This window comes from Streptomyces sp. URMC 124 (assembly GCF_051386455.1).
GTDB lineage: Bacteria > Actinomycetota > Actinomycetes > Streptomycetales > Streptomycetaceae > Streptomyces.
Window position 1 is genome coordinate 1 of the sequence record NZ_JBPQTS010000001.1, and the last position, 26,367, is coordinate 26,367.

At 75.5% G+C, this 26,367-nt stretch carries 22 protein-coding genes, 1 tRNA gene and 1 pseudogene; 6 read left to right on the forward strand and 18 right to left on the reverse strand.

The window, feature by feature from the left end; translation table 11 throughout:
* Positions 1-290: pseudogene (locus tag ACSNOG_RS00005) on the reverse strand (TolB family protein); the annotation flags it as partial.
* A 175-nt stretch (positions 291-465) separates the two neighbouring features.
* On the opposite strand from ACSNOG_RS00005, the gene ACSNOG_RS00010 reads away from it, so the two are divergent.
* The 4 genes from ACSNOG_RS00010 to ACSNOG_RS00025 all read left to right on the forward strand — a co-directional run bounded on the left by ACSNOG_RS00010 (position 466) and on the right by ACSNOG_RS00025 (position 4,617).
* Positions 466-2,232, forward strand: a complete 1,767-nt coding sequence (locus ACSNOG_RS00010) for an ABC transporter ATP-binding protein (protein WP_436750374.1) — start codon at positions 466-468, stop codon at positions 2,230-2,232.
* 166 nt (positions 2,233-2,398) lie between these two features.
* Positions 2,399-3,043: a diguanylate cyclase gene (locus tag ACSNOG_RS00015; RefSeq protein ID WP_436750375.1), complete on the forward strand. Its 645-nt coding sequence runs from the start codon at positions 2,399-2,401 to the stop codon at positions 3,041-3,043.
* Complete coding sequence (locus ACSNOG_RS00020; RefSeq protein ID WP_436750376.1) at positions 3,040-4,056, forward strand: SMP-30/gluconolactonase/LRE family protein; 1,017 nt, start codon at positions 3,040-3,042, stop codon at positions 4,054-4,056. Before ACSNOG_RS00015 ends, ACSNOG_RS00020 begins: the two co-directional genes overlap by 4 nt.
* A 111-nt stretch (positions 4,057-4,167) precedes the next feature.
* On the forward strand, positions 4,168-4,617 hold the full coding sequence (locus ACSNOG_RS00025) for a winged helix-turn-helix transcriptional regulator (protein WP_436750377.1): 450 nt from the start codon (positions 4,168-4,170) through the stop codon (positions 4,615-4,617).
* A 107-nt stretch (positions 4,618-4,724) separates the two neighbouring features.
* Here the strand turns inward: ACSNOG_RS00025 and ACSNOG_RS00030 are convergent, their stop codons facing one another.
* The 3 genes from ACSNOG_RS00030 to ACSNOG_RS00040 form a co-directional block, all read right to left on the reverse strand.
* Complete coding sequence (locus ACSNOG_RS00030; RefSeq protein WP_436750479.1) at positions 4,725-6,095, reverse strand: SDR family NAD(P)-dependent oxidoreductase; 1,371 nt, start codon at positions 6,093-6,095, stop codon at positions 4,725-4,727.
* Positions 6,096-6,195: 100 nt separating this feature from the next.
* Positions 6,196-6,269: transfer RNA gene (locus tag ACSNOG_RS00035), tRNA-Ala, on the reverse strand.
* Positions 6,270-6,327: 58 nt separating this feature from the next.
* Positions 6,328-6,975 (reverse strand): DUF4937 domain-containing protein, encoded by a 648-nt coding sequence (locus ACSNOG_RS00040; RefSeq protein ID WP_436750378.1) that lies wholly within the window; start codon positions 6,973-6,975, stop codon positions 6,328-6,330.
* A gap of 195 nt (positions 6,976-7,170) precedes the next feature.
* On the opposite strand from ACSNOG_RS00040, the gene ACSNOG_RS00045 reads away from it, so the two are divergent.
* Positions 7,171-7,356 (forward strand): hypothetical protein, encoded by a 186-nt coding sequence (locus ACSNOG_RS00045; protein WP_436750379.1) that lies wholly within the window; start codon positions 7,171-7,173, stop codon positions 7,354-7,356.
* A gap of 58 nt (positions 7,357-7,414) precedes the next feature.
* Here the strand turns inward: ACSNOG_RS00045 and ACSNOG_RS00050 are convergent, their stop codons facing one another.
* The 12 genes from ACSNOG_RS00050 to ACSNOG_RS00105 all read right to left on the reverse strand — a co-directional run bounded on the left by ACSNOG_RS00050 (position 7,415) and on the right by ACSNOG_RS00105 (position 22,547).
* Positions 7,415-8,944 carry an NADH-quinone oxidoreductase subunit C gene (locus ACSNOG_RS00050; RefSeq protein ID WP_436750380.1) on the reverse strand — a complete coding sequence of 510 codons (1,530 nt, stop codon included), beginning with the start codon at positions 8,942-8,944 and terminating at the stop codon, positions 7,415-7,417.
* A gap of 2 nt (positions 8,945-8,946) precedes the next feature.
* On the reverse strand, positions 8,947-11,091 hold the full coding sequence (locus ACSNOG_RS00055) for a proton-conducting transporter transmembrane domain-containing protein (protein ID WP_436750381.1): 2,145 nt from the start codon (positions 11,089-11,091) through the stop codon (positions 8,947-8,949).
* Positions 11,091-11,789, reverse strand: a complete 699-nt coding sequence (locus ACSNOG_RS00060; RefSeq protein ID WP_436750382.1) for a hypothetical protein — start codon at positions 11,787-11,789, stop codon at positions 11,091-11,093. Before ACSNOG_RS00060 ends, ACSNOG_RS00055 begins: the two co-directional genes overlap by 1 nt.
* Positions 11,790-11,796: 7 nt before the next feature.
* Positions 11,797-12,762 (reverse strand): respiratory chain complex I subunit 1 family protein, encoded by a 966-nt coding sequence (locus tag ACSNOG_RS00065; RefSeq protein WP_436750383.1) that lies wholly within the window; start codon positions 12,760-12,762, stop codon positions 11,797-11,799.
* A gap of 25 nt (positions 12,763-12,787) precedes the next feature.
* Positions 12,788-14,821, reverse strand: coding sequence for a proton-conducting transporter transmembrane domain-containing protein (locus tag ACSNOG_RS00070; RefSeq protein WP_436750384.1), 2,034 nt, complete (start codon positions 14,819-14,821; stop codon positions 12,788-12,790).
* A gap of 85 nt (positions 14,822-14,906) precedes the next feature.
* Positions 14,907-15,389: an NADH-quinone oxidoreductase subunit B family protein gene (locus ACSNOG_RS00075; RefSeq protein ID WP_436750385.1), complete on the reverse strand. Its 483-nt coding sequence runs from the start codon at positions 15,387-15,389 to the stop codon at positions 14,907-14,909.
* 602 nt (positions 15,390-15,991) lie between these two features.
* Positions 15,992-16,843, reverse strand: a complete 852-nt coding sequence (locus ACSNOG_RS00080) for an ATP-grasp domain-containing protein (RefSeq protein ID WP_436750386.1) — start codon at positions 16,841-16,843, stop codon at positions 15,992-15,994.
* Complete coding sequence (locus ACSNOG_RS00085; protein WP_436750387.1) at positions 16,840-17,751, reverse strand: ATP-grasp domain-containing protein; 912 nt, start codon at positions 17,749-17,751, stop codon at positions 16,840-16,842. Before ACSNOG_RS00085 ends, ACSNOG_RS00080 begins: the two co-directional genes overlap by 4 nt.
* 317 nt (positions 17,752-18,068) lie before the next feature.
* Entirely contained in the window at positions 18,069-18,593 is a 525-nt protein-coding gene (locus tag ACSNOG_RS00090) for a DUF4142 domain-containing protein (RefSeq protein ID WP_436750388.1), read from the reverse strand.
* A 174-nt stretch (positions 18,594-18,767) separates the two neighbouring features.
* Complete coding sequence (locus ACSNOG_RS00095) at positions 18,768-20,351, reverse strand: alpha/beta hydrolase (RefSeq protein WP_436750389.1); 1,584 nt, start codon at positions 20,349-20,351, stop codon at positions 18,768-18,770.
* A gap of 22 nt (positions 20,352-20,373) precedes the next feature.
* Positions 20,374-21,825, reverse strand: a complete 1,452-nt coding sequence (locus tag ACSNOG_RS00100) for an MFS transporter (protein ID WP_436750390.1) — start codon at positions 21,823-21,825, stop codon at positions 20,374-20,376.
* Positions 21,826-21,863: 38 nt separating this feature from the next.
* Complete coding sequence (locus ACSNOG_RS00105) at positions 21,864-22,547, reverse strand: TetR/AcrR family transcriptional regulator (protein WP_436750391.1); 684 nt, start codon at positions 22,545-22,547, stop codon at positions 21,864-21,866.
* 48 nt (positions 22,548-22,595) lie between these two features.
* On the opposite strand from ACSNOG_RS00105, the gene ACSNOG_RS00110 reads away from it, so the two are divergent.
* Positions 22,596-24,179: an FAD-dependent oxidoreductase gene (locus tag ACSNOG_RS00110; RefSeq protein ID WP_436750392.1), complete on the forward strand. Its 1,584-nt coding sequence runs from the start codon at positions 22,596-22,598 to the stop codon at positions 24,177-24,179.
* Between the two features lie 28 nt (positions 24,180-24,207).
* Here ACSNOG_RS00110 and ACSNOG_RS00115 read toward each other — a convergent pair whose 3' ends face one another.
* Together ACSNOG_RS00115 and ACSNOG_RS00120 are read right to left on the reverse strand one after the other, a co-directional pair.
* Positions 24,208-25,524 carry a sensor histidine kinase gene (locus ACSNOG_RS00115; protein WP_436750393.1) on the reverse strand — a complete coding sequence of 439 codons (1,317 nt, stop codon included), beginning with the start codon at positions 25,522-25,524 and terminating at the stop codon, positions 24,208-24,210.
* Positions 25,521-26,288 (reverse strand): hypothetical protein, encoded by a 768-nt coding sequence (locus ACSNOG_RS00120; protein ID WP_436750394.1) that lies wholly within the window; start codon positions 26,286-26,288, stop codon positions 25,521-25,523. The genes ACSNOG_RS00115 and ACSNOG_RS00120 overlap by 4 nt, the downstream gene beginning before the upstream one ends.
* Positions 26,289-26,367: the final 79 nt, after the last annotated feature.

Sequence of the window (26,367 nt, forward strand, 5' to 3'; positions counted from 1 at the left end):
CCGGGGTGGCCATGCGGTTCCCCGCCGCGCAGGGAGAGCACGCGCAGGGCCGCGGCGCCCTCGTTGTACCCGCCTTCGAAGAGCGTGAAGAGCACGGACCCGCCGTCCGGGGAGAAGGCGGGGTTCTGCGCGCTCGTGCGCCCCTCGCCGCGGTAGAGCAGCTGCGCGCCGTCGGCCCGCGCGGCGGACCGGCCGCCCGACGGCCCGGGCGGCTCGGGGCCCTCCGAACCGCTGCAGGCCGTCAGGGCGAGGGCGGCCACGAACGCTGCGACGTACAGGCGAATGCGCACCCGGCCGACGTTAGTGGACCCGCTCCGCGGCGGAGGACGGAACGGCGCAAGCGGGGGACGGCCCCCGCGCGTACGCATTCCGCGGTCACTTCACCGCCCGGCAGCGCGCCGGATTGCCCGCCACGGCGGGCTGCGGCGACCATGGGGCGGCTGACGCCGTCCGCTGGGAGCGCTGATGAAGGACCCGTCCTCGGCGAACGGGCACGTGCTGTGGTTCTTCCGCGGGTTCGGCACCCCCCACCGGCGCCTGCTCGCCCTCGGCGTCGGCATGCGGCTGTGCGAGACGGCCGCCGACCTGGTGACGCCGTGGCCGGTCGCCGCCGTCGTGGACCGCGTGCTGGGCATGGACGGCTCCGACAACCCCCTCACGTCCGTGCTCGACGTCTTCGGGCGGGACGGGACGGCGATGCTCACCACGGCGGCCGGGCTCGTGGTGCTGGTGGCCCTGGTGTCCGCGGCGTTCGACTACGCGGGCGACCGGACGATGAACGGCGTGGGCGAGCGGATGAGCGTGGCGATCCGCTGCGAGACGTTCGCCCACCTGCAGCGCCTGCCGCTGAGCTACCACGACCGGCAGACCGTGGGCGAGTCCACGAGCCGGGTGATCACCGACTGCGGGAACATCAAGGACAGCCTCGTCGCGTTCTGTTCGGTGCTCTTCCCCGGCGTCCTGTCGGTGACGGGCTACGCGGCCGCCCTGCTCCTGCTGGACTGGCGCTTCGGCGTGATCGGCGTGGCGGCCGTCCCTCTCGTCCTGCTCCTCGGCGTCCGCAACCGCCGCCGCGGGCAGCGCGTGGCCCGGCGGCGCAGAGAGGCCGAGGGCGAGCTGACCGGGCTGGTCACCGAGGCGCTGCAGGGCATCCGGACGGTACACGCCTTCGGCCGCCACCAGGCGCACGACCGGGAGTTCGCGGCGCGCAGCCGCGGGCTGCTCAGCGCCGGACTGGAGGCCGCGGACGTCCAGGCCCGCCGGGCACCGCTGCTGGAGTCGGCGACGGCGGTCGGCACGGCGGCGCTGCTGTGGGTGGGCGGCGTGGGGGTGCTGCGCGGGTGGTGGAGCACCGGCCATCTCGTGGTCGCGCTCAGCTACCTGACGGGGATGGTGGCTCCGCTGCGGGCGCTGTCCAAGCTCTCCGGGACGTTCGCGCAGGGCCGGGCGTCGGCCGGGCGCATCGCCGAGATCCTGCGGGAGCCGTGCCCGCTGCGGCGGCCGGCGCGCGCCGGCCCCGCGGGCCTGCCCGCCCGCGCACGCGGCCGCATCGACTTCGAGGGGGTGTCGATGCGCTACGGGGACCGCCCCGCGCTGCACCGCCTCGACCTCAGCATCGGCGCCGGCGAGCGGATCGCGCTGACCGGTCCCAACGGCGCGGGCAAATCGACCGCGCTCGCGCTGGTCGCGGGCCTGTACCGGCCCACGCGCGGCACGGTGCGCATCGACGGGACGGCGACGGGCGACCTGCCGGAGGAGTGGCTGCGCCGGCAGGTCACGGCCGTGCTCCAGGAGACGTTCCTGTTCGCGGGGACCGTCGCCGACAACATCCGCTACTCGCGGCCGGACGCGGCTCCGCGCGAGGTGCGCGCGGCCGCCGAGGCGGCGCTGGTCACGGCGTTCACCGACGACTTCCCCGACGGGCTCGACACGCGTCTCGGCGACTGCGGCGCCGGTCTGTCGGGCGGGCAGCGCCAGCGGGTGGGCATCGCCCGCGCCCTGCTCGCCGACGCGCCGATCGTGCTGCTGGACGAGCCGACGTCGGGACTCGACGCCCGGGCGGAGCGGCTGGTGGTGGCCGCCCTGGGACGGCTGGTCGCGCACCGGACGGTGGTCATGGTCACGCACCGGCCGGCGCTGCTGGAGACGGCGACGGGCGTCGTGGAACTGGCCGCGGAGGGGGCGCGACGGCGGGGCCCGCACCTGGGGATGACGCAGGACGTGGGCACCTGAGGACTACGCGGCGCGCCGCAGGCGTCCCGGGGGACGTCTGATGGCGGCGTGCCCTGCGTACCGCCCGGGGCGGATCCGCGTTCCGGCTGCATGAGGGAGGAGGAAGGGGTACACGTGTACGGAAGATGCAGTCCGGTACCGTCCGCCCCACTCCCCCGGAGGCTCCATGGCTTTCTCCGGCAAGACTCTCGTCCGCTCCTGGCAGCACTGGCGCCGCGGGCGCGACCTCTCCGTCCCCTTCCGGTCCACCGCCGTCGAGGACACCAACCGGCGCTTCCTGCTCTACGGGGTGCTCCCCCTGTGGGTGGTGCCGGCGGTCGCCGACTGGTGGATGCACAAGAAGACGCGCATCGAACACACCAGTGGGGTGAAGGAGTCCGCCGTCCACGCGCTGATGATGACCGAAGCCGGCGTGCCCGTCGCGATGGGGCTGCTGGCGAGGATCAACCCGCTCGTCCTCTCCGTGATGGGCGGAGCGGCACTCGCTCACGGCGCCACGGCCCTGTACGACGTGAGCCTGGCCACGAAGGAGCGGGAGGTGCGCCCCGTGGAGCAGCACATCCACAGCTTCCTGGAGGTGCTGCCGCTGTCGGCGATGGCGTTCACCGCGTGCCTGCACGCCGATGAGGTCCGTGCGACGCTGCGCGGCGGGCGAGGCCGCGGCGACTGGCTCCTGCTGCCCAAGGAGCGGCCGCTGCCCGTGAAGTACCTCGCGGGGCTCGGCGTGGTGATCGGCGCCGGCGTCATCCTTCCGTACGCCGAGGAGCTGTCCCGCTGCCTGCGCGCCCGGCGCCCGGCGGCCGCCTCATGAGGCGGCCGTCCGCTGCCGTCCTCACCGCACCGCCCCGGCCGCTGCCGCCGCTGCGCATGCTCCGCGTCGGGGGCCCGGGGCCGGAGGACGTCGTCGTCGACGGCGCCGGGCGGGTGCTGACCGGCACGGGCGACGGCCGGATCCGGCGGATCACCCTCCCCGGCCCGCGCGGCGGCGCCCGGGTGGAGGAGCTGGCGGACACCGGCGGCCGCCCGCTCGGCCTGGAGGTGCTCGCCGACGGACGGCTGCTCGTCTGCGACGCGGAACGGGGGCTGCTGCGCGTCGCCCCCGGGGCCGGAGGCGGCGTCGAGGTCCTGGCGGACTCGGTGGCCGGCGAACCGCTGCGCTTCTGCAGCAACGCGGCCGCCGCCGCGGACGGCACCGTCTACTTCACGGCCTCCAGCCGCCGGTACGGGCTGCGCGACTGGCGGGCCGACATCGTGGAGCACTCCGGCACCGGCCGGCTGCTGCGGCTGCGGCCGGGCGGCGCCCCCGAAGTGCTCCTCGACGGCCTGCAGTTCGCCAACGGCGTCGCCCTGGCGGCCGACGAGTCCTTCGCCGTCGTGGCCGAGACCGGCGCGTACCGCCTCGTCCGGCTGTGGCTCACCGGCCCCCGGGCAGGGCTGAGCGACACGTTGATCGAGGACCTGCCGGGGTTTCCCGACAACCTCTCCCGCAGCGCCGACGGCACCTTCTGGACCGCCCTGGCCGCGCCGCGGGAGGCGGCCCTTGACGTGCTCCACCGTGCGCCCGCGGCATTGCGGCGCGGGGCGGCGGCCGCGGCGGTCCGCCTGCGCCCGCCCCCGCGCCGGGTCGCCCGCGTGATGGGGATCGGCCCGGACGGCCGGGTCGCCCACGACCTGGGGCGGCGCGGCGCCGGCTACCGCATGGTCACGAGCGTGTACGAGCACCGGGGCACCCTCGTGCTCGGCAGCCTGGCGGAGCCCGGCATCGCCCTGTGCGAACTGCCGCCCCGGCTACCGGGCCCGCCCGGGCCGCGCGGCCCGCGCTGACCGCGCGCCGGTGGCGGCACACTCCTGAGGCCGCCGGGTCGGTTGGGAAAGCGGATGCACGTCTCCGCAAAGGGTTGGGGAAGCAAATCTTGCTGCTCTACGATGGAGCGCATGACGAAGCCGCGCCCCTGTTCGATCGCCGACGCGCTCGCTGTGGTCGGAGAGAAGTACTCCCTGCTGGTGCTGCGCGAGGTCTTCTTCGGAGTCCGGCGCTTCGACGCGATCGCCCGCAACACCGGGGCCCCGCGCGACATCCTGGCCTCCCGGCTGCGCCGCCTGGTGGAGGCGGGGGTGCTGGAAAAGGTTCCCTACAGCGAACGGCCCGCGCGCTTCGAATACTGCCCCACGGAGGCCGGCCACGATCTGCGGCCGGTCCTCATCATGCTGATGAGCTGGGGCGACCGTCACCTGGCGGACGTGCCGCCGACCGTCTTCGAGCACTCCTGCGGCGCCGATCTCGACCCGGCCGTCGTCTGCCGGTGCTGCGGCGAGGAGGTCGACAGCTCGGCCATCACCGCGCGCTTCCAGGTGCCGGGCTGGGGCGTCGAGGGCGCGGCCTGACGCACGCCGCGCCCCCGGTCCAGACGCCTCGGATCCACGCGCCCCGGGTCCCGCGCCCCGGGTCCCGCGCCCCCGGCCCTCGGCCCCGCTTCCGCAGGGCCGCCCGGTCACCAGTCGGCGACCCGGTAGTCCTTGAGGTGGACGCCCGAGAGGGGGTCTCCCGCCTCGCCGCGCACGATCGGGTCGTAGACCCGGGCCGCACCGTCCACGACGTCCAGCGGGGTGCGGAAGCCGTGCGCGGCCATCCACTCCTTCTTCGGCGCCGGGTTCTCGTCCGTGACCCAGCCGGTGTCGACGCTGCACATGTGGACGCCGCGGGCGGCCAGTTCCCGGCCGCTGGTGCGGGTGAGCATGTTCAGGGCGGCCTTGGCCATGTTGGTGTGCGGGTGGGCCGCGGTCTTGTTGCGGACGGCGAAGCGGCCCTCGACCGCGGTCACGTTGACCACGTAGCGCCGGGGGTGGGGCGAGGCGAGCAGGAGCGGCAGCAGCCGGTCGCACAGGAGCGTGGGTGCGAGGGCGTTGACCAGCTGGGTCTCCAGCAGCTCGGCCGGGTCCAGCTCGCCGATGCGCACGGACCAGGAGTTGGCCTCGGCCCGGTCCGGCACCAGCCCGGCCTCGTCGACCTCCGCGGCGGCCGGCAGGACGAGACCGATCGCCGCCGACGCGCCCGCGCCGTCGCCGGCGCCCTCCAGCGCGTACGGCGTCCGGAAGCCGGGCGCCCGCCACAGCTGCGTCGCCGCGGTGCCGCCGGCGGGCAGCGGCCGCGACTCCCCCGCCGCCAGCGGCGCGTACGCCTCGGGCGGGCGGCGGATCGTCTGCGCGGCGTTGTTGACGAGGATGTCCAGCGGCCGGCCCTCGTCCCTCAGCCGTGCGCACAGGCCGAGCACCTGGCGCGGGTCGCGCAGGTCGATGCCGATCACGGTGAGCCGGTCGCGCCACGCCTCGCTGCCCTCGGCCGCGTGGAAGCGGCGGACGGTGTCGTGCGGGAAGCGGCTGGTGACCAGCAGTTCCGCGCCGTCGCGCAGCATCATCAGGGCGAGCTGGAAGCCGATCTTGACCCGGCCGCCGGTGAGCAGGACCCGGCGGCCCGTCAGGTCGGTGCGCAGGCCGCGCCGCTCGGTGTTGTCGGCGGCGCAGGCGGGACAGAGCAGGTGGTAGAAGGCGTCGGCCTGCTGGTAGGGGGTCTTGCAGACGTAGCAGCGGCGCGGCCGGCTGTACGTGCCCGCCGTGCCGGGAGCGTGCAGGGGTGCGTCCTCGCGGCGGGCGAGGGCGCCCGTCGCGGTGGCGGCTGCCACGCGGGCGTCCGCCTCGGTCTGTTCCTCGCGCCTGGCCTTGCGGCGGCGGTGCCGGCCGTCGCGCACGAAGGACGAGGCGACCTGCTCGGCACGCAGCCGCACCGGGTCGTCGAGGGGCAGTTGCCTCAGCAGGCCGACGGTGCGGTCGAAGGCCGCGAGCTCCTCGTCGGTGAGGTCACCCATGCCGGTGGTTCCGGCCGTGCCGGTGTTGCCGCTCACGTCCGCGCTGTCCCCACCCCGTCACGGGGCCCCACGGCCCCGTCTCGTTCACGTCTTGAGCCTGCTCGTACGGCCGGATTCGAACCGGCGTCCTCCGACCTTGCAAGGTCGGCGCGTCCGCCGCTGCGCTACGCACGAGCATTGGCCAGCACACTACCCATCGTTCGGGCGGCGGCAAAACGGGTATCGGAGCGGGTCACGCCGTGGGCAGGACGCGCCAGGCCTGCTCCAGGGGCAGCAGGTGGCCGGTGACCGATCGGACGTCGTCGCCGACGGAGGCCCGGGCGTGCAGGGACGGCAGGTGCCGGGTGACGTAGTGCTCGTGGGCGGCCTGCCCGGACCACAGGGTGGTGACCAGGTACCGGTGCGGGCCGAGCCGGGTGACGCAGCCGGCGAGCATGCCGCCCGCCGCCGCCATGCCCGGGGCCCACACCCGGCGCTGCACCTCCAGGAAGTGCTCCTCGCGGCCGGGCAGCAGCAGGCAGTCGGCGACCCGCAGCAGGGCGGCGCTCTCCAGGGCACCGGGCAGCCCGTGCACGCCGCGGGTCGTGTCGCCGGCCATCTCTTGGACGACCTCCCCGTCGGCCGTCTCGATCGCCGTGAAGCCGTCCGCCTGCCGGTTGCCGGCGACCACCGCGTCGTGCCGCTCGCGCATGAACCTCCCGTAGGCAGCCGGACCGGCCCACAGGCCCAGGACGTGAGCGCGGCCGGTGGCGGGGTCCCAGCCCCCCACCTGTCCGACCAGCCCGGGCTGGTCGCGGATGACCGACCAGGCGCCTTGGGCGGCGGAGAACCGCCCCCGCGCGTCCGGTGGGACGCTGCAGCCGATCCATTTGCCCCACATGCGCGGCGGGCCTCCCAGCGCTACGGCACACAACGAGCTGACGTGGAGAATCATCGGCCGCGGACCCCGGCGGGCGTCAATCGGCCCCGAGCCCCGGCCAGGTGGGACCGGGGACGTACGACCGGCGAACTCGGGGCCGTTCCGCGGGGCGCAGCCGGGGCCGATCGGCTCTAGACTTCAAGGGATCTCCTGTTCATGCCCATTGCGCCGGGGGCCGCCGTGAGCGAATTCGCCGAGGCCATGCAGCAGCGCGTACAGCAGGCCCGGGCGGCCCTCGCGGAGGCCGAGGCGACCGGGGACTTCTACGAGATCGCCGTGGCGGCCGACGAGCTGGAGGACGCCCTGCGGCTGGCCCGCGCGCACGGCGTGGACACCGGCTGAGGAGCCGAAGTCCGAAGGCCAAGGCCCCGGAAGAGCCGAAGAGCCAAGGGTCCGAAGGCTAGAGGTCGTTCCCCGCGTACGAGAGGTTGAAGCTCTTGTTGGCCAGGGGGAAGTCGGGGACGATCGTGTCCGCCAGCGCCACGGGCAGGGCGGGCCAGTTGAAGAAGGACGGGTCGACGGTCTTGACGCGGGTGAGCGCGTCCGCGGCCCCGAGTTCGACCCGGGTGGCGATCGTGCCGCGCCAGCCCTCCACGATGCCGACGCCGGCCCGGCGGGTGCTGCGGGCGTACAGCGGCGGCCAGGCCAGCGAGGTCCCGGTCGTCCGCCCCGCCGTCAGGCCGGCCACGAGCCGCTCGGCCAGGGCGAGGGAGGACTCGATCTCCTCGGCCCGTACGAGAAAGCGGGCCAGGACGTCGCCGGCGGTGTGGACGGGGACGGTGAACGCCCCCGTGTGGTCGTGGAAGGGGTGGCCCACGCGGGCGTCGGCGGACAGGCCGCTGGCCCGGGCGACGTAGCCGAGGCAGCCGAGGTCGCGGGCCGCGGCGGCGCCGAGGCGTGCGGTGCCGGTGAAGCGGTCGCGCACCGTGCTGTGGCCGAGGGCGAGGTCGACGATGTCGCGGATCTCCCGGCCCAGTTCCGCGAGCCGGGCCGGACCGGGCACGGAGTTCAGGACGGAGCCGCCGGGCACGACCCCGCCGCGCAGCAACCGGTGCCCGGTCACCTCGTGGTTGAGGCGCAGCAGGCGCTCGCGGACGTGCTGGGCGCGGGCGCTCAGGATGCCGTGGCCGACGTCGTTGCACAGGGCCCCGAGGTCGGCGACGTGGTTGTGGAGGCGTTCGAGTTCGAGGAGGAGCGCGCGGGCGCGGCGGGCGTCCACGGGGACGTGTGCGCCGGTGGCCTCCTCCACGGCGAGGCAGTAGGCGAGGGCGTGGCCGACGGCGGTGTCGCCGCTGATGCGCTCGGCGAGCGGCACGCCCTGCTCGGGGGTGCGGCCCTCGAAGAGCTTCTCGATGCCTTTGTGGACGAACCACAGGCGGGCCTTGAGCTTGATGATCGTCTCGCCGACGACGGAGAAGCGGAAGTGGCCGGGTTCGATGATGCCGGCGTGGACGGGGCCGACGGGGATCTCGTAGACGCCTTCGCCCTCGACCTCCACGAAGGGGTAGGGGCCCTCGGGTTCGGCGAAGGGCGGGGGCGGCCCGGCGTCGGGGTGCATCGGGTACCAGCCGCGCGGCCAGTGGAAGTGGCGCACGAGGCGGTGCGGCAGCGGGTGGTCCAGCGGCACGATGCCGTGCAGGTCGTGCATCTCGCGCTCGAAGCGGCCGGCGGGGAAGGAGAGGTGGGCCAGGGTGGGGAGTTCGGGGGCCTTGGGGTCGAGGCGGACGTGCAGCTCGGTGCGGGTGTCGGGCGGGCCGGCCACGAAGAGGTAGACCACGCGCACGGCCCGGCCGCCCGGTTCGTCGGCGCTGTCGTGGTGGGCGGCGACGAGGGCGAGGCGGTGGCCGCCGCCGAGCAGGTCGGCGGCTCTGCCGGGCAGTTCGGCCGGGCCGATGTCGGTGACGGTGCGGTGTGCGGTGCCCGGTTGCATGGTCAGTGGCCTCCGATGATCTCGCCGGCCTCGGTCAGCAGGGCGGTGAGGGGGCCGGTGGTGACGCCGAGGGCCGCGCAGGCCGCCAGCCCGGCGACCAGGGGTGCCGCGGCGTCGGCGCCGAGCGGTACGGGCTCCCCCTCGGCGTCCTCGCCCGGCGGCGGGCCCAGGAGCATGCGGGAGGTGCGGGCGGCCAGGGCGGCGAAGGCGACGAGCGTCAGGACGAGCGCCGCGGCGACGGCCCAGCGGGGCCCGGAGAGGAAACCGGCCCGGACGATGCCCAGTTCGGAGGCGAACAGGCCGAACGGCGGGAACCCGAGCAGGGCGACCACGGCCGCGGCGAAGGCCGTGCCCAGGCAGGGCGAGTGCGCCAGCAGCCCGCGGAGCTTGTCGATCCTCGTGGTTCCGCACAGCCGCGCGATGTGGCCGGAGGCGCAGAACGCCACGGACTTGGCGAGCCCGTGGCCGGTCATGTGCAGCAGGACCGCCGAGACGGCGAGCGGGCTGCCCACGGCGGTGCCGAGGGCGATCAGGCTCATGTGCTCCATGCTGGAGTAGGCCAGCATGCGCTTGCAGTCGCGCTGGGCCAGCAGGAGGGCCGCCGCGAGCGCGAGGGTGACCAGAGCGGCGCCCGCGAGCAGGGCGCGGGTGAAGCCGGCGCCGAGGGCCGCGTCCGCGATGACCTTGTAGCGCAGGAGCCCCGCGAAGGCCACGGAGAGCAGGACGCCGGACATCAGGGCGGAGACGGGCGCGGGGGCCTGGCCGTGGGCGTCGGGCAGCCAGGCGTGCAGCGGCGCCAGGCCCGCCTTCGCACCGAAGCCGAGGACGACGAGGCCGGTGGCCAGGCGCATGACGGACGGGTCGAGGCGGTCCGCGCGGGCGGCGAGGGTCCGCCAGTCCAGGGCGTACGCCTCGGGGATGCCGGCCTGGCGGGCCGCGTAGTAGACGAGCACGGTGCCGAGGAAGGCCAGGGCGATGCCGGCCGAGCAGATCACCACGTACTTCCAGGCGGCTTCGACCGACGCGCGGGTGCGCCGGTGGCCGACGAGGAAGGCGGTGACGATGGTGGTGGCCTCGATGGCCACCCACAGGACCCCGAGGTTGGCGGCGAGGACGGCGGCGCTCATGGCGGCGAGGAAGGCGTGGATCAGCAGGTGGTAGCGGCGGGCGGCGGGCAGGTCGGTGCGCTCGTGGGCGAGGTGGGCGGGGTTGGCGGCACACGCGATGCAGGCGACCGCGCCGACGGTGAGCAGCATCCATACGGTCAGCGCGTCGGCGCGCAGCAGCCGCCCGTACGCGGTGACGGGACCGTCGTCGGGGACCGTACAGGCGAGGACGGCTCCGCAGGTGAGGATCGCGACCGGCGAGACGAGCCCCAGCCGCCCGGTGAGCGGCCTCGGCACGGCACCGGCGCGCCCGTCGCGGGGCGCACCACAGGACCGCGGCGGCACGGGGGCCCCGGCACGTCCCGCACCGGTCCGCGGCGGCGCGGCGGACCCCGTAGCGCGACGCTCGGACGCGGCGGTCTCTGAGCCGCGGCGAGCGGCCCGCTCCCCGCCGGCTCCGGGCCGCGTCGGAGGCACGGCCGGTCCCGTACCCGGCCAAGTGGACGCTGCGGGCCCCGCACCGGAGCGGGCCGGACCGTCCGGGCCGAGGCCCGGGGGCAGGACGGGTCCTGCATCCGGCCAGGCGGATCCGGTGGCCCCGTCCGGGCCGGCGCCCGGGCCCGCAGGCAGGGCGGGTCCCGTACTCCGCCATGCGGACGCAGCGGACCCCGGCCCGGGGCGGGCCGGGCCGTCCGGCAGGGACGGTGCCGTACCCGGCCAGGCGGACGGCCCCGGCTTCGGGCGGATGGTCCCGTCCGGGCCAGGAGGTGCCGCCGGGCGGCCCGGCCCGGATGGCGCGGCGGTCGCCGGGGGCAGGTGGGCGGAGTCCTCCGCGCCGCGGTGGGCGGGGCCGCCCGGCCGGAGGACGAGGGTGGCCACCGGCGCCGCGGCGCCGCGCTGACGCGGCGTCCGGTGCGCGAGGGCGGCGACCCCGGCGCGCGCCTTCGCGCCGCGCAGGCCGGAGGCGGCGTACGCGGCGGAGGTGGCGAGCGGGACCGCGATGGGGGCGGTCAGCAGCAGGGCGGTGGTGGCGTGCGTCATCAGTCGCGTAGCTCCCGCAGGTCGTCGATGCCGGTGCCGCCGAAGGCGGCCCGCATCCGGGTGGTGAGGATCTGCAGGACGAGAACGGCGAGGAGGACGTCGAAGGACACGCCGAGTTCGACGATCAGGGGGACTCCGGAGGCGGCGAGGAAGGCGGTGATGGTGATGCCGTTGTCCAGCAGCAGGAAGCCGACCACCTGGGCCAGTGCACGGCGGCGGGTGACCAGGGTGAAGAAGCCGATGAGGACGACGGCAAGCCCGACGGGCAGGGCGCGCGTCGCCGGCGTCGGGTGGAGTTCGACCAGCGGCCGGGACACGGCGTAGGCGAGGAGGGTGAGCAGGGCCGCGCTCAGCAGGGAGGCGGCGACGCTGACCAGGGGCCGCGTCTCGCGCGTCTCACTGACGTCCTCCTGGTAGTGGGGGTAGGGGCGCGGGCGCGTGCCGGCGGTCAGCGCGCGGAGCATCAGGCGGGGCAGGACGCCGGCCCGCAGCAGCCCGATCCCGGCGGCGACGGCGAGCAGGCCGGGGCGGCCCTCGTGCAGGCCCAGCAGGGCGGCGACGGCGGCCAGGGCCACGCCCTGGAGGGCGAAGACGCGGACGATCGAGGACAGTTGCCGCAGCCACAGGACGACGACGGCCGCGAGCAGGAACGCGCCGCACGCCAGGTCGAGCAGCTGGGTGTAGACGCTGTCGGACATGTGTCCCTCACTCTCCTGTGAGGAAGTACGAGGCGGTCACCGCAAGGAGCGCCAGCAGGAAGGATCCGGCCAGCAGCTCGGGCACGCGGAAGAGCCGCAGCTTGGCCCAGAACACCTCGGCCGCGGCGAGTGCCGCGCCCAGCAGGGCGACCTTCAGCACGAGCAGGACGAGGGCGAGGACGAGGGCCGCCGGGGAGGCGGTCGTGGCGATGCCCCAGGGGGCGGACAGCGAGGCGAGCAGGCCCAGCAGGACGGTCAGCCGCATCTGGGAGCCGAGTTCGACCAGGGCGAGGTCGGGTCCGGCGTACTCCAGCACCGTCGCCTCGTGGACCATCGTCAGTTCCAGGTGGGTGGCCGGGTTGTCCACCGGGAGGCGGCCGGTCTCGGCGAGGACGGCGACGGCCAGGGCCGCGGTGGCGAGCAGGCCCGCCGGTGAGGCGAGGCGGACCGGGTCGTGGATGCCGCCGGAGACGATGGCCGAAAGGTTCGTCGACCCCGTCGGTATCGACAGGGCGAACACCGAGAGCAGGATCGTCGGTTCGACGAGGGCGGCCACGGTCATCTCGCGGGAGGCGCCCATGCCGCCGAAGGCGGTGCCGGTGTCCAGGCCGGCGAGGGCCAGGGTGACCGTGCCGAGGGCCAGCAGGGCCACGACGAGGATGAGGTCGGCGCTGCCGCTGACGGGTGTGACGGTCGAGGCCAGCGGGACGAGCGCGGCGACGACGGCCGTGGTGGCGACCAGCAGCAGGGGCGCCGTGCGGAAGGCCGGGCCGGTGCCCGCGGGCGTGACGGCCTCCTTGCGCAGCAGCTTGCGCAGGTCGCGCCAGGGCTGGGTGACGCCGGGACCCGCCCGCCCCTCCATCAGCGCCCGTACCTGCCGCATCAGCCCGGCGAGCAGGGGTGCACCGGCGACGACCAGGGCGACCTGGGCGGTCACCGCGGCCGTGCCGGTGGCGGTCATGGTGGCGTTCACGGCGTCTCCCCGTGCGAGGTGGCGCTCACCAGCCGACCGCCAGGGCCAGCAGGAGAGCGACGAGACCGAAGAACCCGTAGCCGAGGTAGCGGTGCACGCTGCCGGGGGCCAGCCGGCGCGCGGCCCGGCCCACGGCCAGGGCGGCGGCCAGGACCGGGCGGTAGAGGCGGTGTTCGATCCGGTCGGGGACGCGGCGCCGGAAGCGCACGCGTTCCACGAGGTAGGCGGAGTCGCGCACCGGGGTGACGTTCACGTCCTGCTTGGGGTCGAGGACGTCGTCGAAGACGCGCTGCAGGGGCTCGGCGAAGGAGGTCGCGGTGTACGACATGCGCGGCGTGGGCGCGCCGCCCCCGCAGTCCCACAGCCGCGCGTTCGTACGGCGCCCGCGACGGGCCGTCAGGCGGATGAGGGCCGCCGCGGCGACGACGCCCGCGAGCAGGGCCGCGGCCACCCACAGCGGGGACAGGGAGGCGGCGGCCCGGTCCAGCCGCAGCTCCAGGCCGCCGCCCGCCAGGGGGCGGCCGTCGCGGAGCCCGGCCGCGGCGACGGCCCGCGACAGGCTGCTGCCCAGCGTGCCGGGGACCAGGGCCAGGGCCGTGCAGCCGATGGCGAGCAGGGCCATGCCCACGTGCATGAGCGGCGGGCTCTCCTGCGCCGCCGCGGCCCCTCCGCTGCGGGGCCGGGCGAAGAAGCCCACGCCCAGGGCCTTGACGAACACGGCGGCGGCCAGCCCCGCGGACAGGGCGATGACCGCGACGGCCAGCGGCAGCACGATGGCCGTGGACACGCCGGGCACGGCCATGCCGTGGATGAGGGACTGCAGCAGCAGCCACTCGCTGAGGAAGCCGTTGCCCGGTGGGAGGGCCACCGCGGCCAGGGAGGATACCGCGAAGAAGCCCGCGGTGGCCGGCATCCTGGCGCGCAGCCCGCCCATGCGGTCGAGGTCGCGCAGCCCCGTCGCCCGTACGACGGAGCCCGCCGCGCAGAACAGCAAGGCCTTGACGACGGCGTGGTTGGTGACGTGCAGCAGGGCCGCGGCCAGGGCGAGGGCGGCGGGGACCGGGTAGCCGGACGTGGCGAACAGGCCCGCCGCGCCCACCCCGATGAGGACCAGGCCCAGGTTCTCCGACGTCGAATAGGCGAGCAGGCGCTTGAGGTCGGAGGCCACGGCAGCCTGCAGGATCCCGTAGACGGCCGAGAGGGCGCCCGTCGCGAGGACCAGCAGCCACCCCCAGCGCGGGCCGCCGCCCAGCAGTTCGAAGTTCACGCGGATGATCCCGTACGCGCCCAGGTTCACCATCGCCGTGCTCATCAGCGCCGAAACGTTGCTGGGCGCCTCCGGGTGAGCGCGCGGCAGCCACGGGTGCAGGGGCACCATGCCCGCCTTCGACGCGAACGCGGCGGCCACCAGAACGAAGACCGCGCCGCGCGCGCCCGGCGACATGCCGGCCGCCCCCGCGCGCAGCTGCGCGAACGTCTCGCCGCCCGCCCCCGCGGCGAAGAGCGCCAGCCCCGCCAGCAGCAGGACGAGCCCGACGTGCGTCATCACCGCGTACCACACGCCCGCCTCACGGACGGTCGCGCGCTCGCGCTGCTCGGCCAGGACCAGGACCAGCGACGTGACCGCCATCCCCTCCCACAGCAGCAGGAACGACGACACCGACGCGGCCGCCGGGACCAGGACCAGGGTCAGGGCGAAGACCGGCAGGGACGTCTGCACGCCGCGGGAAGCGGTGCCCCGCGGGCCGCGCCCCGCGGCGTAGCCGATCCCGTAGACGGAGACCGCCAGGACCACGGCGCCCGCCACGGCCATGAACAGGCCCGACAGGGCGTCGACCGCCAAGTGCAGCCCCGTCAGCGGCAGCAGGCCCGGCACGTGCGCGGACCAGCGGGCGCCGCCCAGCGCCGCGGTCCCGCCCGCCAGTCCGGCGCCGCCCAGGCCCGCCGTGCACAACCCCACCGCCACGAGGCGGGCCCGGACGGGCAGGAGCATCCCGGCCAGCACTCCGGCCCCGGCGAGGCCCGTGGCCACGACGGTCGCGGACTCCGCTGGACTCATGCGGCGTGCCCCGCGAGGGCGCCGGCCCGGGCGCGGGTGCCTATCGGCCCGCCGGCGGCCGCGGGTCTCCCGGCGCCGTACGCGCTCACCGGCCCGTCACGACGCGCAGCGCCGCCACGATCTGCTTCGGCTCCGGCGGGCAGCCCGGGATCCGCAGGTCAACGGGGACGACGTCGGCCACCGCGCCCTCCACGCCGTGGCCGCCCGCGAACTCGCCGCAGTCGATCGCGCAGTTGCCGACGGCGACCACCAGGCGGGGGCGGGACATGGCGGCGACGGTGCGGCGCAGCGGCTCGGCCATGTTGCGGGTGACCGGGCCCGTCACGAGGGCCACGTCGGCGTGACGGGGCGAGGCCACCAGGCGGGCGCCGTAGCGCTCGGCGTCGTACACCGGCCCGAAGGCCGCCCCGATCTCGATCTCGCAGCCGTTGCAGGAACCCGCGTCGATGCAGCGCACGTGGGCCGAGCCGGCCAGCTCCGCGGCGCCGGGCGGCGGGTTCCCCGCCGGGCGCGGCGGGGCGTCCTCCGCCACCCGTCCGGTCTCACGGATCTTGCGCAGCAGGCTCATGCGGGTTCCCTCACCTCGGCGTCGGTGTGTCCCTCACGAAGGTGTGGCGGCCGTCTCCCGCCGTCACAGCGCGGGATCGCGCCGAGAGACGGCCGCCGGTCGGAAGGGCCGCGACGGCCCGCGCGGACGGCGGTCGGTAGCCCGCCCCGGCGCCCCGCGGATTCCGCCGTCGTCCGGTCCGGGCAGCCCGCCGGCGCTCCGGGTGGGATCGTCGTACGGCCTTCGGCAGCCCTGCTTGCATGAGGACTGATCTGGCCGGGTCAACGGCGGGACGGGGCCGCGGTCACGGGTGGGTCGGCCGTGCGTCCCCTGAGGGTGACAATGCGGACGCCTGGGACGGATGAGTCGAATCCCCTTATCGCGCACGACCGGGGGTTCGCGCCCCGGCGACGGGGCACGGCGCCCGGCGGGAAACGGCCGGTCCGCACCGGCCCGGCACCGCCGGGCAGCCCGTCGGGAGTTGCGCGCCGTCGCGGCGGGAGGACAACGCCGGGCGTGCCGAGTCCTATGAGCCCCGGCCGGCCGCGCAACAGGCAGCCCCCCCAGGGCCGCCGCCGCGGCGAGCAGCCCCCACCGCCGGGCAGCCCGTCGGGGAGCGGCGTTCAGAGGGCCGGCTCGGCCGGGTGGGGGTGCAGGGCCGGGGGCACGGTCCGCGCGATGTGGGCGCCTCGCGCCGTGCGCAGGGCCAGGTCCGCCAAGGCCTCGGGGGCGCCCGTCTGGCCCCGGACGCCGGGGAAGGCGTTGACGTCGACGATGAGGGGGCTTCCGGCCACGTCGAGGAGGTCGACGCCGTAGACGTCCAGGGCGAAGACCTCGCCGACGCGCCGGACGACGTCGAGCCAGCCCGCGGGCAGGTCGTCGGTGCGCAGCGGTTCGGTGCCGGTGCGGACGGGGGTCGCGAGCTCCGAGCGGCGCAGCCCGGCGAAGACGTGGTCGCCGACGACCCACAGTTTGTGGTCCCAGCCGTCGTTGGGGGTGAAGCGCTGGACCACGACGGGCTCGTCACCCCATTCGGCCGCGAGGACGGCGAGCCGTACGGGGTCGTCGACGCGGGCGACCAGGTCGTGCCGCCGGCTGTGACGGCTCTTGATGACGACGGGGTAGGAGAGGTAGCCGCGGGCGGCCAGGCCGGCGAGGGAGGGCTCCGTGGCGGTGGCCACGAAGGGCAGGCCGGCGCGCAGGGCGACCTCCGCCATGGCGGTGCGGTCCTGGCACTGCCCGGTGGAGGCGGCCGAGTTCAGCACGGGCGCGCCGCGCTCTTCGAGGCGGCGGGCGAAGGCCAGGGCGCGCGGGGTGCGCGTCTTGAGGAGGTAGACGTCGGCCAGGTCGCCGGGCCCGGGGTCGGGGGCGTCGGCGGGGTCCAGTGCGTCGACGCGGTGGCGGGGCGTCAGCAGCCGGGTGGCGGCCGCCAGCAGCGGGTGGTCGGGGGCCGGGGTGAGCAGGCATATCCTCATGCGTCGCCGCCCACGGGGCTGCCGGCGGGCGCGGAGGGCCGCGGCGCCGACAGGGCGGCGGCCGGGGTGGCGCGCGGGGCGCGGGCCCCGCCCGTGTCGGCGAGCCGCAGGATCGCCCAGGCCACGCGGGCGACCGCGTCGGGCACCTGACGGAAGCTGGGGAAGTCGTTGACGTCGACGACCACGGGCCCGTCGGGGCCGAGGACGACGTCCACGCCGTACAGGTCGAGGCCGTAGACCTCTCCGACGCGTTCGGCGATGGCGGCGACTTCGGCGCTCAGCGGCACCTGCCGTTCGCCGACGGGCTGGTCGGGGTGGAGCGGGGAGCAGCGCTCGGTGGCGTAGAGCTCGCCGTCGACGCAGTAGACCTTGAGGTCGACGCCGGAGTTGGGGACGTAGGGCTGGGCGATGAGCATGCCGCCGCGCCCGCCGTGTTCGTCGTGGGGCGCCTGCTGCGCGAGCCGGTCCGGGGAGGGCACGAGGCGCACGGCCCGGCCGGAGCTCCCGTCGGCGGGCTTGACGACGAGGGGGTACTCGGCGGCGGGCACCTGCGCGAAGTCCTCGATCCGCATGGCGGCGTAGGTGACGGGGACGGGCAGGCCGTGGGTCTCGGCGGTCACGGCGGCCAGGGCCTTGTCGCGCACGCCGCGGATGGCGCGGGCGTCGTTGACGGTGGTGAGTCCGGCGCCGGCCGCGGCTTCCAGGAGGGTGAGCCCGGGGCCGCCGGAGACCGTCTTGAGGATCCAGGCGTCGTGGTGGCCCGCGCGCACGGTCTCGGAGAGCCTGAGGAGGGACCCCCCGGGCCTGAGCACGTCCACGCGGTGTCCCCAGGACCTGAGTTGGCGGATGACGTCCACCGGCATGCCGTCGTGCCGGTACTGCTCCTCCACCAGGAAGCAGAGTCTCATTGGTGCATCCTCGTAATCCCCGGACATCCGCCGAGTGCGTCCGGCAGAACTGTGACGGCTCAGGATGTCATGCGTGACGGGGCGGACATGCCCGGGGCTGTCTCAATTCCGTAGCAAATCGATCATCAGCCGTCTGCTTTTCTCCGTATCCGACCGACTGATTCCCCGTCGCCTACGGGCCGACCCCCCGCAGGACGACGGACCGCCGACGCTGCGGCAGGGCTGCGCAGACCCCGCCTTGTTTGGCCGATACAACGGCCTCGGCGGTGTCGCCGTGGCGCGGTTCGGGCCGAGATGCCCGGGCGGCGCGCGGTGGGTCAGCGTTGCCTCTGGCACACCTGCACTCTCTTGAGGTGGTCGGCGACGACGGGTCTCGCGAGCCGGGCGGCTTCGCGCACCTCGGCGTTCTTGCCGTGGGAGATCTCCTCGTCGATCATCTTGAGCGCCTGGACGTGCCCGGTGGCCGCGGCCTTCAGCCAGAGCCTGTCGTAATCGCGCGTGTGCGCCTTCTTCTGGATGCTCCTCAGTTCCTTGCGCTGCTCGGCCATGGCGCCGTCGGGCAGGGTCACCCTCAGGCGCTTCGCCAGTTCCACGATCTTCTTGTCCAGCCGGGTGTGGTCCTTGACGAGGACCTCCCCGATCGTCTTGACACACGAGGTGGTGGCGTTCTTCTTGACGTCCTTGCCCATGGCGATCTCGCCGAGGCCGCCCTGGTGGGCCATCATCAGGAAGGAGCCGTCCTTCTCGGCCTCCGTGTCCGTCTGGGCGAGCGCGACGCCCGCCGGTGCCGCCGCCATGGCGAGGACTGCCGCTACGGCCGTGATCCGGTGTCCCATACGCATCCTGCACGCTCCGTTCGTCATCGGCCCGTGACGGTTCGCCCGGCACGGGACGGCATCGGGTGGGACGTACGTGGCGACGCCCCCACGGAGCTGATCCCTGCCCGCGGCCGGGGCGCGCCGCATCAGCGCGCCCCCGCAGTCCCCTCCAATGGAGCACGGGCGGCTGCCGGGACGTCAGGTGCAGCGGGTGCGGTCGGCCGGCAGTTTCCCGTCCAGGAGGAAGGAGTCGATGCGGTCGTTGACGCACTCGGCGTCCGGCGAGCCGTAGACGCTGTGGCCCCCGCCGGTGTCCGTCATGGTGACGGCCGACGGGCCGACGGCCCGGGCCATGCGGTGCAGCCACTGCACGGGGGTGGCGGGGTCGAATTCGGAGGTGTGCAGGAGCATCTTGGGTGCGCGGGGCGCGGCGACGTCGTGGGAGCTGTCGTCGCCGGCCTGCGGCCAGCCGGTGCACAGGGCCATGTCGGAGGCCAGGGCCGGGCCGAAGACCGGTGAGGCGTCGACGAAGTCGTCGTAGGCGTTCGCCACCTGCCCGGCGGTGTAACGGCCCTTGGAGTCGGCGCAGTTGACGGCGGCCCGTGCCGCGGCGGATCCCTCACGGCCGTCCTCGCCCGTGCCCTCGGCGCTCCTGCCCTCGGCCCGGGAGGCCTCCTCCTCGGCCATGTGCGCGGACTCGCCCGGCGGCAGGTGGTAGACGAGGGAGGCGAGGAGGTTGGGGGCCTCGGGCAGGCCCCCGCGGGAGCGCAGCAGGCCCATGGTCCGGGTGACGGCGGTCTCGCGGTCGAGCGTGCGTCCGTTCACCCAGGGCAGGGGCTGTTCGTCGAGGCGGTCGAAGGCGGCGGTGACGTTGTCCATGGCCCGGTCGGTGTCGGAGCCGAGGATGCAGTCCTCGTCGCCCCGCCGGGTGCAGATCTCCACCGCGTGGCGCAGGGCCTTGTGGTAGGCGGCGGCCCGGGCGAGGGCGGTCCGCTTCGCGTCGGGAGCCGGGTCGTCGACGCCGTCCATGACCATGCGGCCGACCTTCTGCGGGAAGCGGTGGGCGTAGGCGGCGCCGAGCCGGGTGCCGTGGGAGTAGCCGAGGTAGTGCAGCTTGTCCTCGCCGAGGGCGGCGCGGAGGACGTCCAGGTCGCGGGCGGTGTTGACGGTGCCGACGTGGGCCAGGACGGGCCCGGAGCGCCTGCCGCACTCCTCCAGGTCCTCCGCCCGGTCGCCGATGCGGTCGGCGAGACCGGACCGGCCGCCCGCGTCCTCGTCATAGTCGCCGGCCGCCCGCAGCGCGGCGCCGCGGGGGCCGCAGCGGACCGGGGAGCTGGCACCGGTGCCGCGCGGGTCGAAGGTGACGAGGTCGTAGCGCCCGCCGGCCTTGCTGAAGCCGTCCGGGCCGCGGGCGCCGAGCCGTACGAGCCCGGACTCGCCCGGCCCGCCGAAGGACAGGACGAGCGAGCCGAGGCGGCGGTCCTGCTCTTTGGCGCGGTAGCGCATGAGGGCGAGCTTCAGCTCGCCCTTGGCGGGGTCCGCGTAGGTGTAGGGCACGGTGAGCCGGGCGCATTCGGGGGCGCCGGGGGCGTGCCGCGTCTCGTTCCTGATCGTCTTGTCCTGGTCCCGGGAGCAGGGCTCCCAGGAGAGCTCCTGGTCGTAATACGAGGTCAGGTCCGGTCGGCCCGCCGTCTCGTCACGGCTCGCACAGGCGGTCAGATTGCAGGCCAGCAGGGCGGCGGCGAGGGGCAGGGAGAGGGAGGGTGCGAGTACGGGCCTCATGCCGCGGACGGTACTTCGCCTGCTAGCCGCCTGCGTCTCCGGCGGCTCGTCCGGGTGACGGGGCCCGGCGTGTCGGCCCGAGCCGCGCGGCGACCGCGACGAGCACCGCGGCGCACAGGAGGACGGCCACGGCGCGGTGCGGGCCGGCGGCGCCGGAGTGGTGGAGCGCGAGGGTGACCAGGGCGATGCCGAGGGCTGTGCCCAGGCCCCGGGCCATGTTGACCAGCCCGCCCCCGGTGCCGGAGGACGCGGCCGGGATCGCCCCCATGACCAGGGCGTTGTTGGCGGGCGTGAAGGTGCCGAGCCCGAGGCCGAGGAGGGCGAGCAGCGGGACCAGGACGCCCGCAGTGACCGGCAGGGCGAGCATGGCGGCCAGGGCGGCGACCGCGGCGGCCGCGCCCAGCCGGCAGCGGCTCCGGTCGCCCGGGGCCTTGGGCAGGACGCGGTCCGCACAGGTCGCGGCCAGGGCGAAGCCGGCCGGAAGGGCCGTCAGGACCAGGCCGGCGTGCAGCTCGGAGGACCCGGCGCCGGTGAGCACGACGGGGACGAGCACGAGCGGGCCGAAGAGGACGAGGTAGGCGCCGAGGGCCGCCGCGAGGCCGGCGGAGACGGCCCGGCGCCGCAGCAGGGCCGGGTCGACGAGGGGGTGGGCGGCCCGGCGCTCGCGCAGGACGAAGCCCCAGGTGGCGGCCGCGGCGAGAGCGAAGAGCGAGGCGACGGCCCAGGCGGGGACGGTCAGCCCCGACACCATGGACAGGGCCAGCAGCAGCGCGGTCGTCGCGACCGCCAGGAGCACCGGCCCGAGGCGGTCGGCGCCGGCCGCGGGGCTGCGCGTACGGGTGCGGGGCAGCAGGTACTGGCCGGCCACGAGGGCGACGACGCCGACCGGTACGTTGACCGCGAAGACCCAGCGCCAGCCGAGCCCGGCCACGAGGGCGCCGCCGATCGTCGGGCCGAGGGCGAGCCCGAGGGCCTGCGCCGCGGCCTGGACGCCGAGGGCGGCGCGCATCTTTCCGCGCGGCGCGCTGGTGGTCACCAGCGCCACGCTGTTGGCCTGCAGCATCGCCGCCCCCGCGGCCTGCAGCACCCGGAAGGCCACGAGGGCGGCCAGCGACGGGGCGAGGGCGCAGGCGGCCGAGGCGGCGGTGAAGACGAGGAACCCGTAGAGGTAGAACAGCTTGCGGCCGTGGGCGTCCGCGAGCCGGCCGACCGGCACCAGCAGTGCGACGAGGGTGAGGAGGTAGGCCAGCGAGACCCATTCGACGGCGGCCAGCGAGGCGCCGAACTCGCTGCGCAGCCCGCCGTAGGCGAGCGTGACGATGCTCGCGTCGAGCTGGCCCATGAAGGCGCCGAAGCAGACCGTGGCCACCGCCAGGCGCCATCCCCCGGGGCGGGACCTTATGCGTTCGGGCCGGGCCCGTTCCTTAACGAGGGGCGCGGGCCACGCCCGGTGCCGGCGGGGGTGCGGTGGCATGCGGCGAGGCTACACCGGCTCCCCCGTCCTTCCCGGGCTCACCGCGGGGCTGCGCCGTACGGCTCGCCGAGCGTGCGCAGGGCCTCCTCCAGGGCGGCGAAGGAGCACTCGACGAGCTCGCGGTGACCGGGGGCCACGTCGTCGGCGCGCTCGCCCGCGAGCAGCCGGGCCACGGTGGTGCCGCAGACGGTGCGGTAGGCGGTGACGACGAGGGCAGCGGTCAACCGGGGCCGCGGGTCACCGGGGGCCGCGCCGGTGCTCTCCGCGACGGTGGCGGTGAGCGCGTCCTCCAGCTCCTCGACGGCCTCGCGCACGCGGGCCCGGAGGGCGGGCGAGTCCAGCACGACGCGCCAGAACGCCGAGAAGGTGTCGCCCAGGCCGCCCAGGGGGTGGCGCGCGTCGGCGAGTTCGAGGAGCAGGCGGCGGACGGGGGCGGCGGGGCTCTCCCCGGGGCGCCGTTCCCGCACGGCCCGGGTGAAGAGGTCGAGCGCCTCGGGGATGCGGTCGAGAAAGAGGTCCTCCTTGCGCGCGAAGTGGTTGAAGACCGTCATCGTGGAGACGTCGGCGGCCTCGGCGACCTCCGCGACGGTCACCTTGTCGAAGCCCCGGGCGGCGAACAGTCCGGTGGCCACGTCGGAGATCCGCTGCCGGGTCTGCCGCTTCTTGCGCTCGCGCAGGGAAAGCCCGTCCGCTGCCGCCGCGTTGGTGGGGTGAGGAGCCATGGCAGAAATTATATCCGACACAAAGTTTTAGTCGCTATAGTCACTGCCATGGACACGAACTACGACGTCGTCGTGGCAGGGGCGGGACCGGTCGGGCTGACGCTGGCATGCGAGTTGCGGCTGGCCGGGGTCAGCGTCCTCGTCGTCGAGCGGCTGACCCGGATCGACACGACCATCAAGGCGGGGTCCATCAACACCCCCTCGGCGGAGGCCTTCTACCGGCGCGGCCTGCTGCCCGCCCTGGCCGCCGTCCAGCAGGAGAACCTGGAGCGCATCAGCGGCTTCATGGCGCAGCAGCGGGGCGGCAAGGGAGGCGGGCCGGTGGCGATGCCGCCGAAGTTCGCCGGGCACTTCGCGGGCATCCCGCTCAAGGGCCACCTGCTGGACGCCGCCGATCCCGACTTCGCCGGCGCCGGCCCGGCCGGAGACATAGGTTTCATCCCCCAGGAGCCCCTGGAACGGCTGCTCGGCGCGCGCGCCGCGGAGCTGGGCGCGGAAGTGCGCCGCGGCGTGGAGCTGACGGGCTTCGAGGCGGACGACGAGGGCGTCACCGTGCACGCGGGCGGCTCCGCGATCCGCGCGGGCTGGCTGGTGGGCTGCGACGGCGGCCGCAGCACGGTCCGCAAGCTCGGCGGCTTCGCCTTCCCCGGCACCGACCCGTCCATCACGGGGCATCAGGCGATGGTCGACATGGAGGGCGCCGAGGCCCTCGGCAAGGGCTGGACGCGGACGCCGACGGGCACGTACGCGCACGGGCCGTTCCCCGGGCGCATCCTCACCGTCGAGTTCGACGGGCCGCCCGCCGACCGCGACGCCCCCGTCACCGCCCGGGAGATTCAGACCTCCCTGCGCAACGTCTCCGGCACCGATGTCACCGTCACCGCCGTGCACACGGCCACCCGCTTCACCGACAACGCCCGCCAGGCGGCCGACTACCGCCGCGGACGCGTGCTGCTGGCCGGCGACGCCGCCCACGTCCACTCGCCGTTCGGCGGCCAGGGGCTCAACCTCGGCATCGGCGACGCGATGAACCTCGGCTGGAAGCTCGCCGCCACCGTGCGCGGCTGGGCGCCGGAGGGCCTGCTGGACACCTACACCGCCGAGCGGCACCCCATCGGGGCGTGGGTGCTGGAGTGGACGCGGGCCCAAGTGGCGCTGATGCGGCCCGAGTCCCACGCACAGGCGCTGCGCGAGGTGGTGGCCGAGTTCTCGGACACCGTCGCCGGGACCACCTTCTTCGCCAAGAAGATCTCCGGCGTGTGGCAGCGCTACGACGCCATGGCCCGGCCCGGCGACCACCCGCTCGTCGGCGCCAGCGCCCCGGACCTCGAACTCGCCGACGGCAGCCGCCTCGCCGACCACCTCCACGACGGCCGGGCCCTCCTCCTCGACCTCGCGGACGCGCCGGACGTGCGGGCGGCCGCCGCAGGGTTCGGCGACCGGGTGTCCGTCCTCACCGCGGCCGCACCGGCCCGCCCGGAGCTGGCGGGGCTCCTGGTCCGCCCGGACGGCTTCACGGCCTGGGCGGCGGACACCGCTGCGCCGCCCACGGCAACCGAGGCTCTCGGCAGCGCGCTGGCCCGGTGGTTCGGCGCACCGGCCGCCCTTCCCGCCGGGCCACGCGCGGCCTGACCCACGGGGCGGCCGGGACGCAGGCGCCCTAGCCGGGTGGCCGGATCTGCTCCGGCTCCTCCGGCCGCTCCTCGTACTCGGGCAGGCGCAGGGTGGTGAGCGCCCCGCCGTCGGGGGCGTTGGCGAACGTCAGCTCCGCGTGGATGGTCCGGGCCTGGCCGATGGCGATGGTCAGGCCCAGGCCGTGGCCCTTGGCGCCGCTGCTCGTGGGCTCGGTGCGGAAGCGCTGGGGGCCGTGTTCGAGGAGGTAGTCCGGGTACCCCTCGCCGTGGTCGCGGATGGAGACCACGGGCCCGTCGACGGTGACGACGACGGGCGGACGGCCGTGCCGGTGGGCGTTGACGAGCAGGTTGCTCAGCACCCGCTCCAGGCGGCGCCGGTCGGTCTCCACGCACGCGTCCCGCAGGACGCGCACCTCGGCCTCCATGCCCGAGGCGCGCACGGCCCGTTCGGCCAGCTGTCCCAGCAGGTGCGCGTCGAGGTCGGCCTTCTCCGTCAGGGTGTCCAGCCGGGAGATCTCCAGCAGGTCCTCGGTGAGGCGGCGCAGCGTCTGCACCCGGTCGCGCACGAGCTCGGTGGGCCGGCCGGGCGGCAGCAGCTCCGCGGCCGCCTGCAGGCCCGCGAGGGGGGTGCGCAGCTCGTGGGCCACGTCGGCGGTGAAGCGCTGTTCGCTCTGCAGGCGGGCCTGCAGGGTGCCCGCCATGGCGTCGAGGGCGGCGGCGACGGCGGCGACCTCGTCCTGCTCCCGGGCGGGGCGGGTGGTGCGCGGGTCGGCGACGCGGGCGTCGAGGTCGCCGGCGCTGATGCGGCGGGCCACGTCGGCGGTGCGGTGCAGCCGGCGGGTGACGCGCGAGACGGCGAAGACGCCGATGAGCAGGGTGCCGCCGATGGCCAGCGTGGCGGAGCCGGCGATGGCCCGGTCGAGGCCGTCGATGGTGTCCTTGCTGTGCCGGTAGTCGAACCGGGCGGTGATCACGCCGGCGTCGGCGGGACCGGCGGCCCACATGGTCGGGGTACCGTCGTAGTCGCCGAGGGCCGTGCCGCGTTCCCCGCGCAGCGCCATCTCCTGCAGCCGCCGCGGCAGGTCGGGCGGATTGAGCGCCGCGGGGCGGTGCATGGGGTCGCCGGAGGCGTAGGCCTTGGTGGCGGCGTCGAGCCGGGACAGGGCCTCGGAGCGGGCCTGGTGGACGGTCTGCCGGGTGACGATGACGTGCACGAGGACGCCGAGCACGGTCGCGACGACGCAGCACACGACGGCGAGGAAGAGCGTGAACTTGCCGTAGAGCGAGCCGAAGCGGGAGAGTCTGCGCAGACGGGCCCGCAGGCCCTGCGGCCGGGCGGTCACCGGCGGCGCTCCCGGTCGCGCGGCACGGCCGGGGCGGCGGAGGACTCGGCGCGGCGGATCTCGTAGCGCCGGAAGTCCATGTAGTGGTTCTGGGCGTTCCAGGTGTAGACCGAGCGCAGGGCGTAGTGCGGCGTCGTCCAGGGCTCCCAGACGATCAGGTCGCGGCCGGCGACCTCGATGGACGAGGGCTGGGCGACGGTCGACAGGACGCGGGTGAGCTCTCCCTTGACGAGGGTGTAGGCGCGCAGCGAGAGGAAGTGGTCCTCCATTTCGATGCCGACGACCAGGTCCTCGTGGCCGTCGCCGGTGAGGTCGCAGTAGACCGGCTTGCGGATGGGGCAGTTCCGCTGCTCTCCGGCGGAGCACGACGAGGCGACCTTCGCGGCGGTGGCGTCGTCGAGGGCGTCCGCCCCCGTGACGCTGTTCCGGGCGGCCCTGACCTCGGCCCGGACCGCGGCGTAGGCGTCCACCTCGTGGATGTCCCCGGAGGGGACGGGTGCGACGCCGGGGACCTTCGTGGCCGTCTCGCCGTCGTGCTGCGGGCCGCTGGGCGAGGGAGCGGGCGTGGCCTGCGGCCACAGCCGGGAGGGGGCCGAGGCGGGGGCCGTCCGGCCGGCGCCGACGGGCTCGCCCGCGCTCGAGCAGCCCGCCGCCCCGGTCACCGCCGCGAGCGCGGCCAGCGCCACGAGCGCCCGCAGGGGGCGTCTGCGGGAGGCGGCGCGCGGCGCGGCGCTCCCGGTGGCGGGGCAGGTGGATCGGGGCACTCGGAGGTTCCATCGTCGGCCGGCGGCGGCCCCTGTCCGGGGCCGGGATACGCCACGATGTTATGCGAGCCGCACGCCG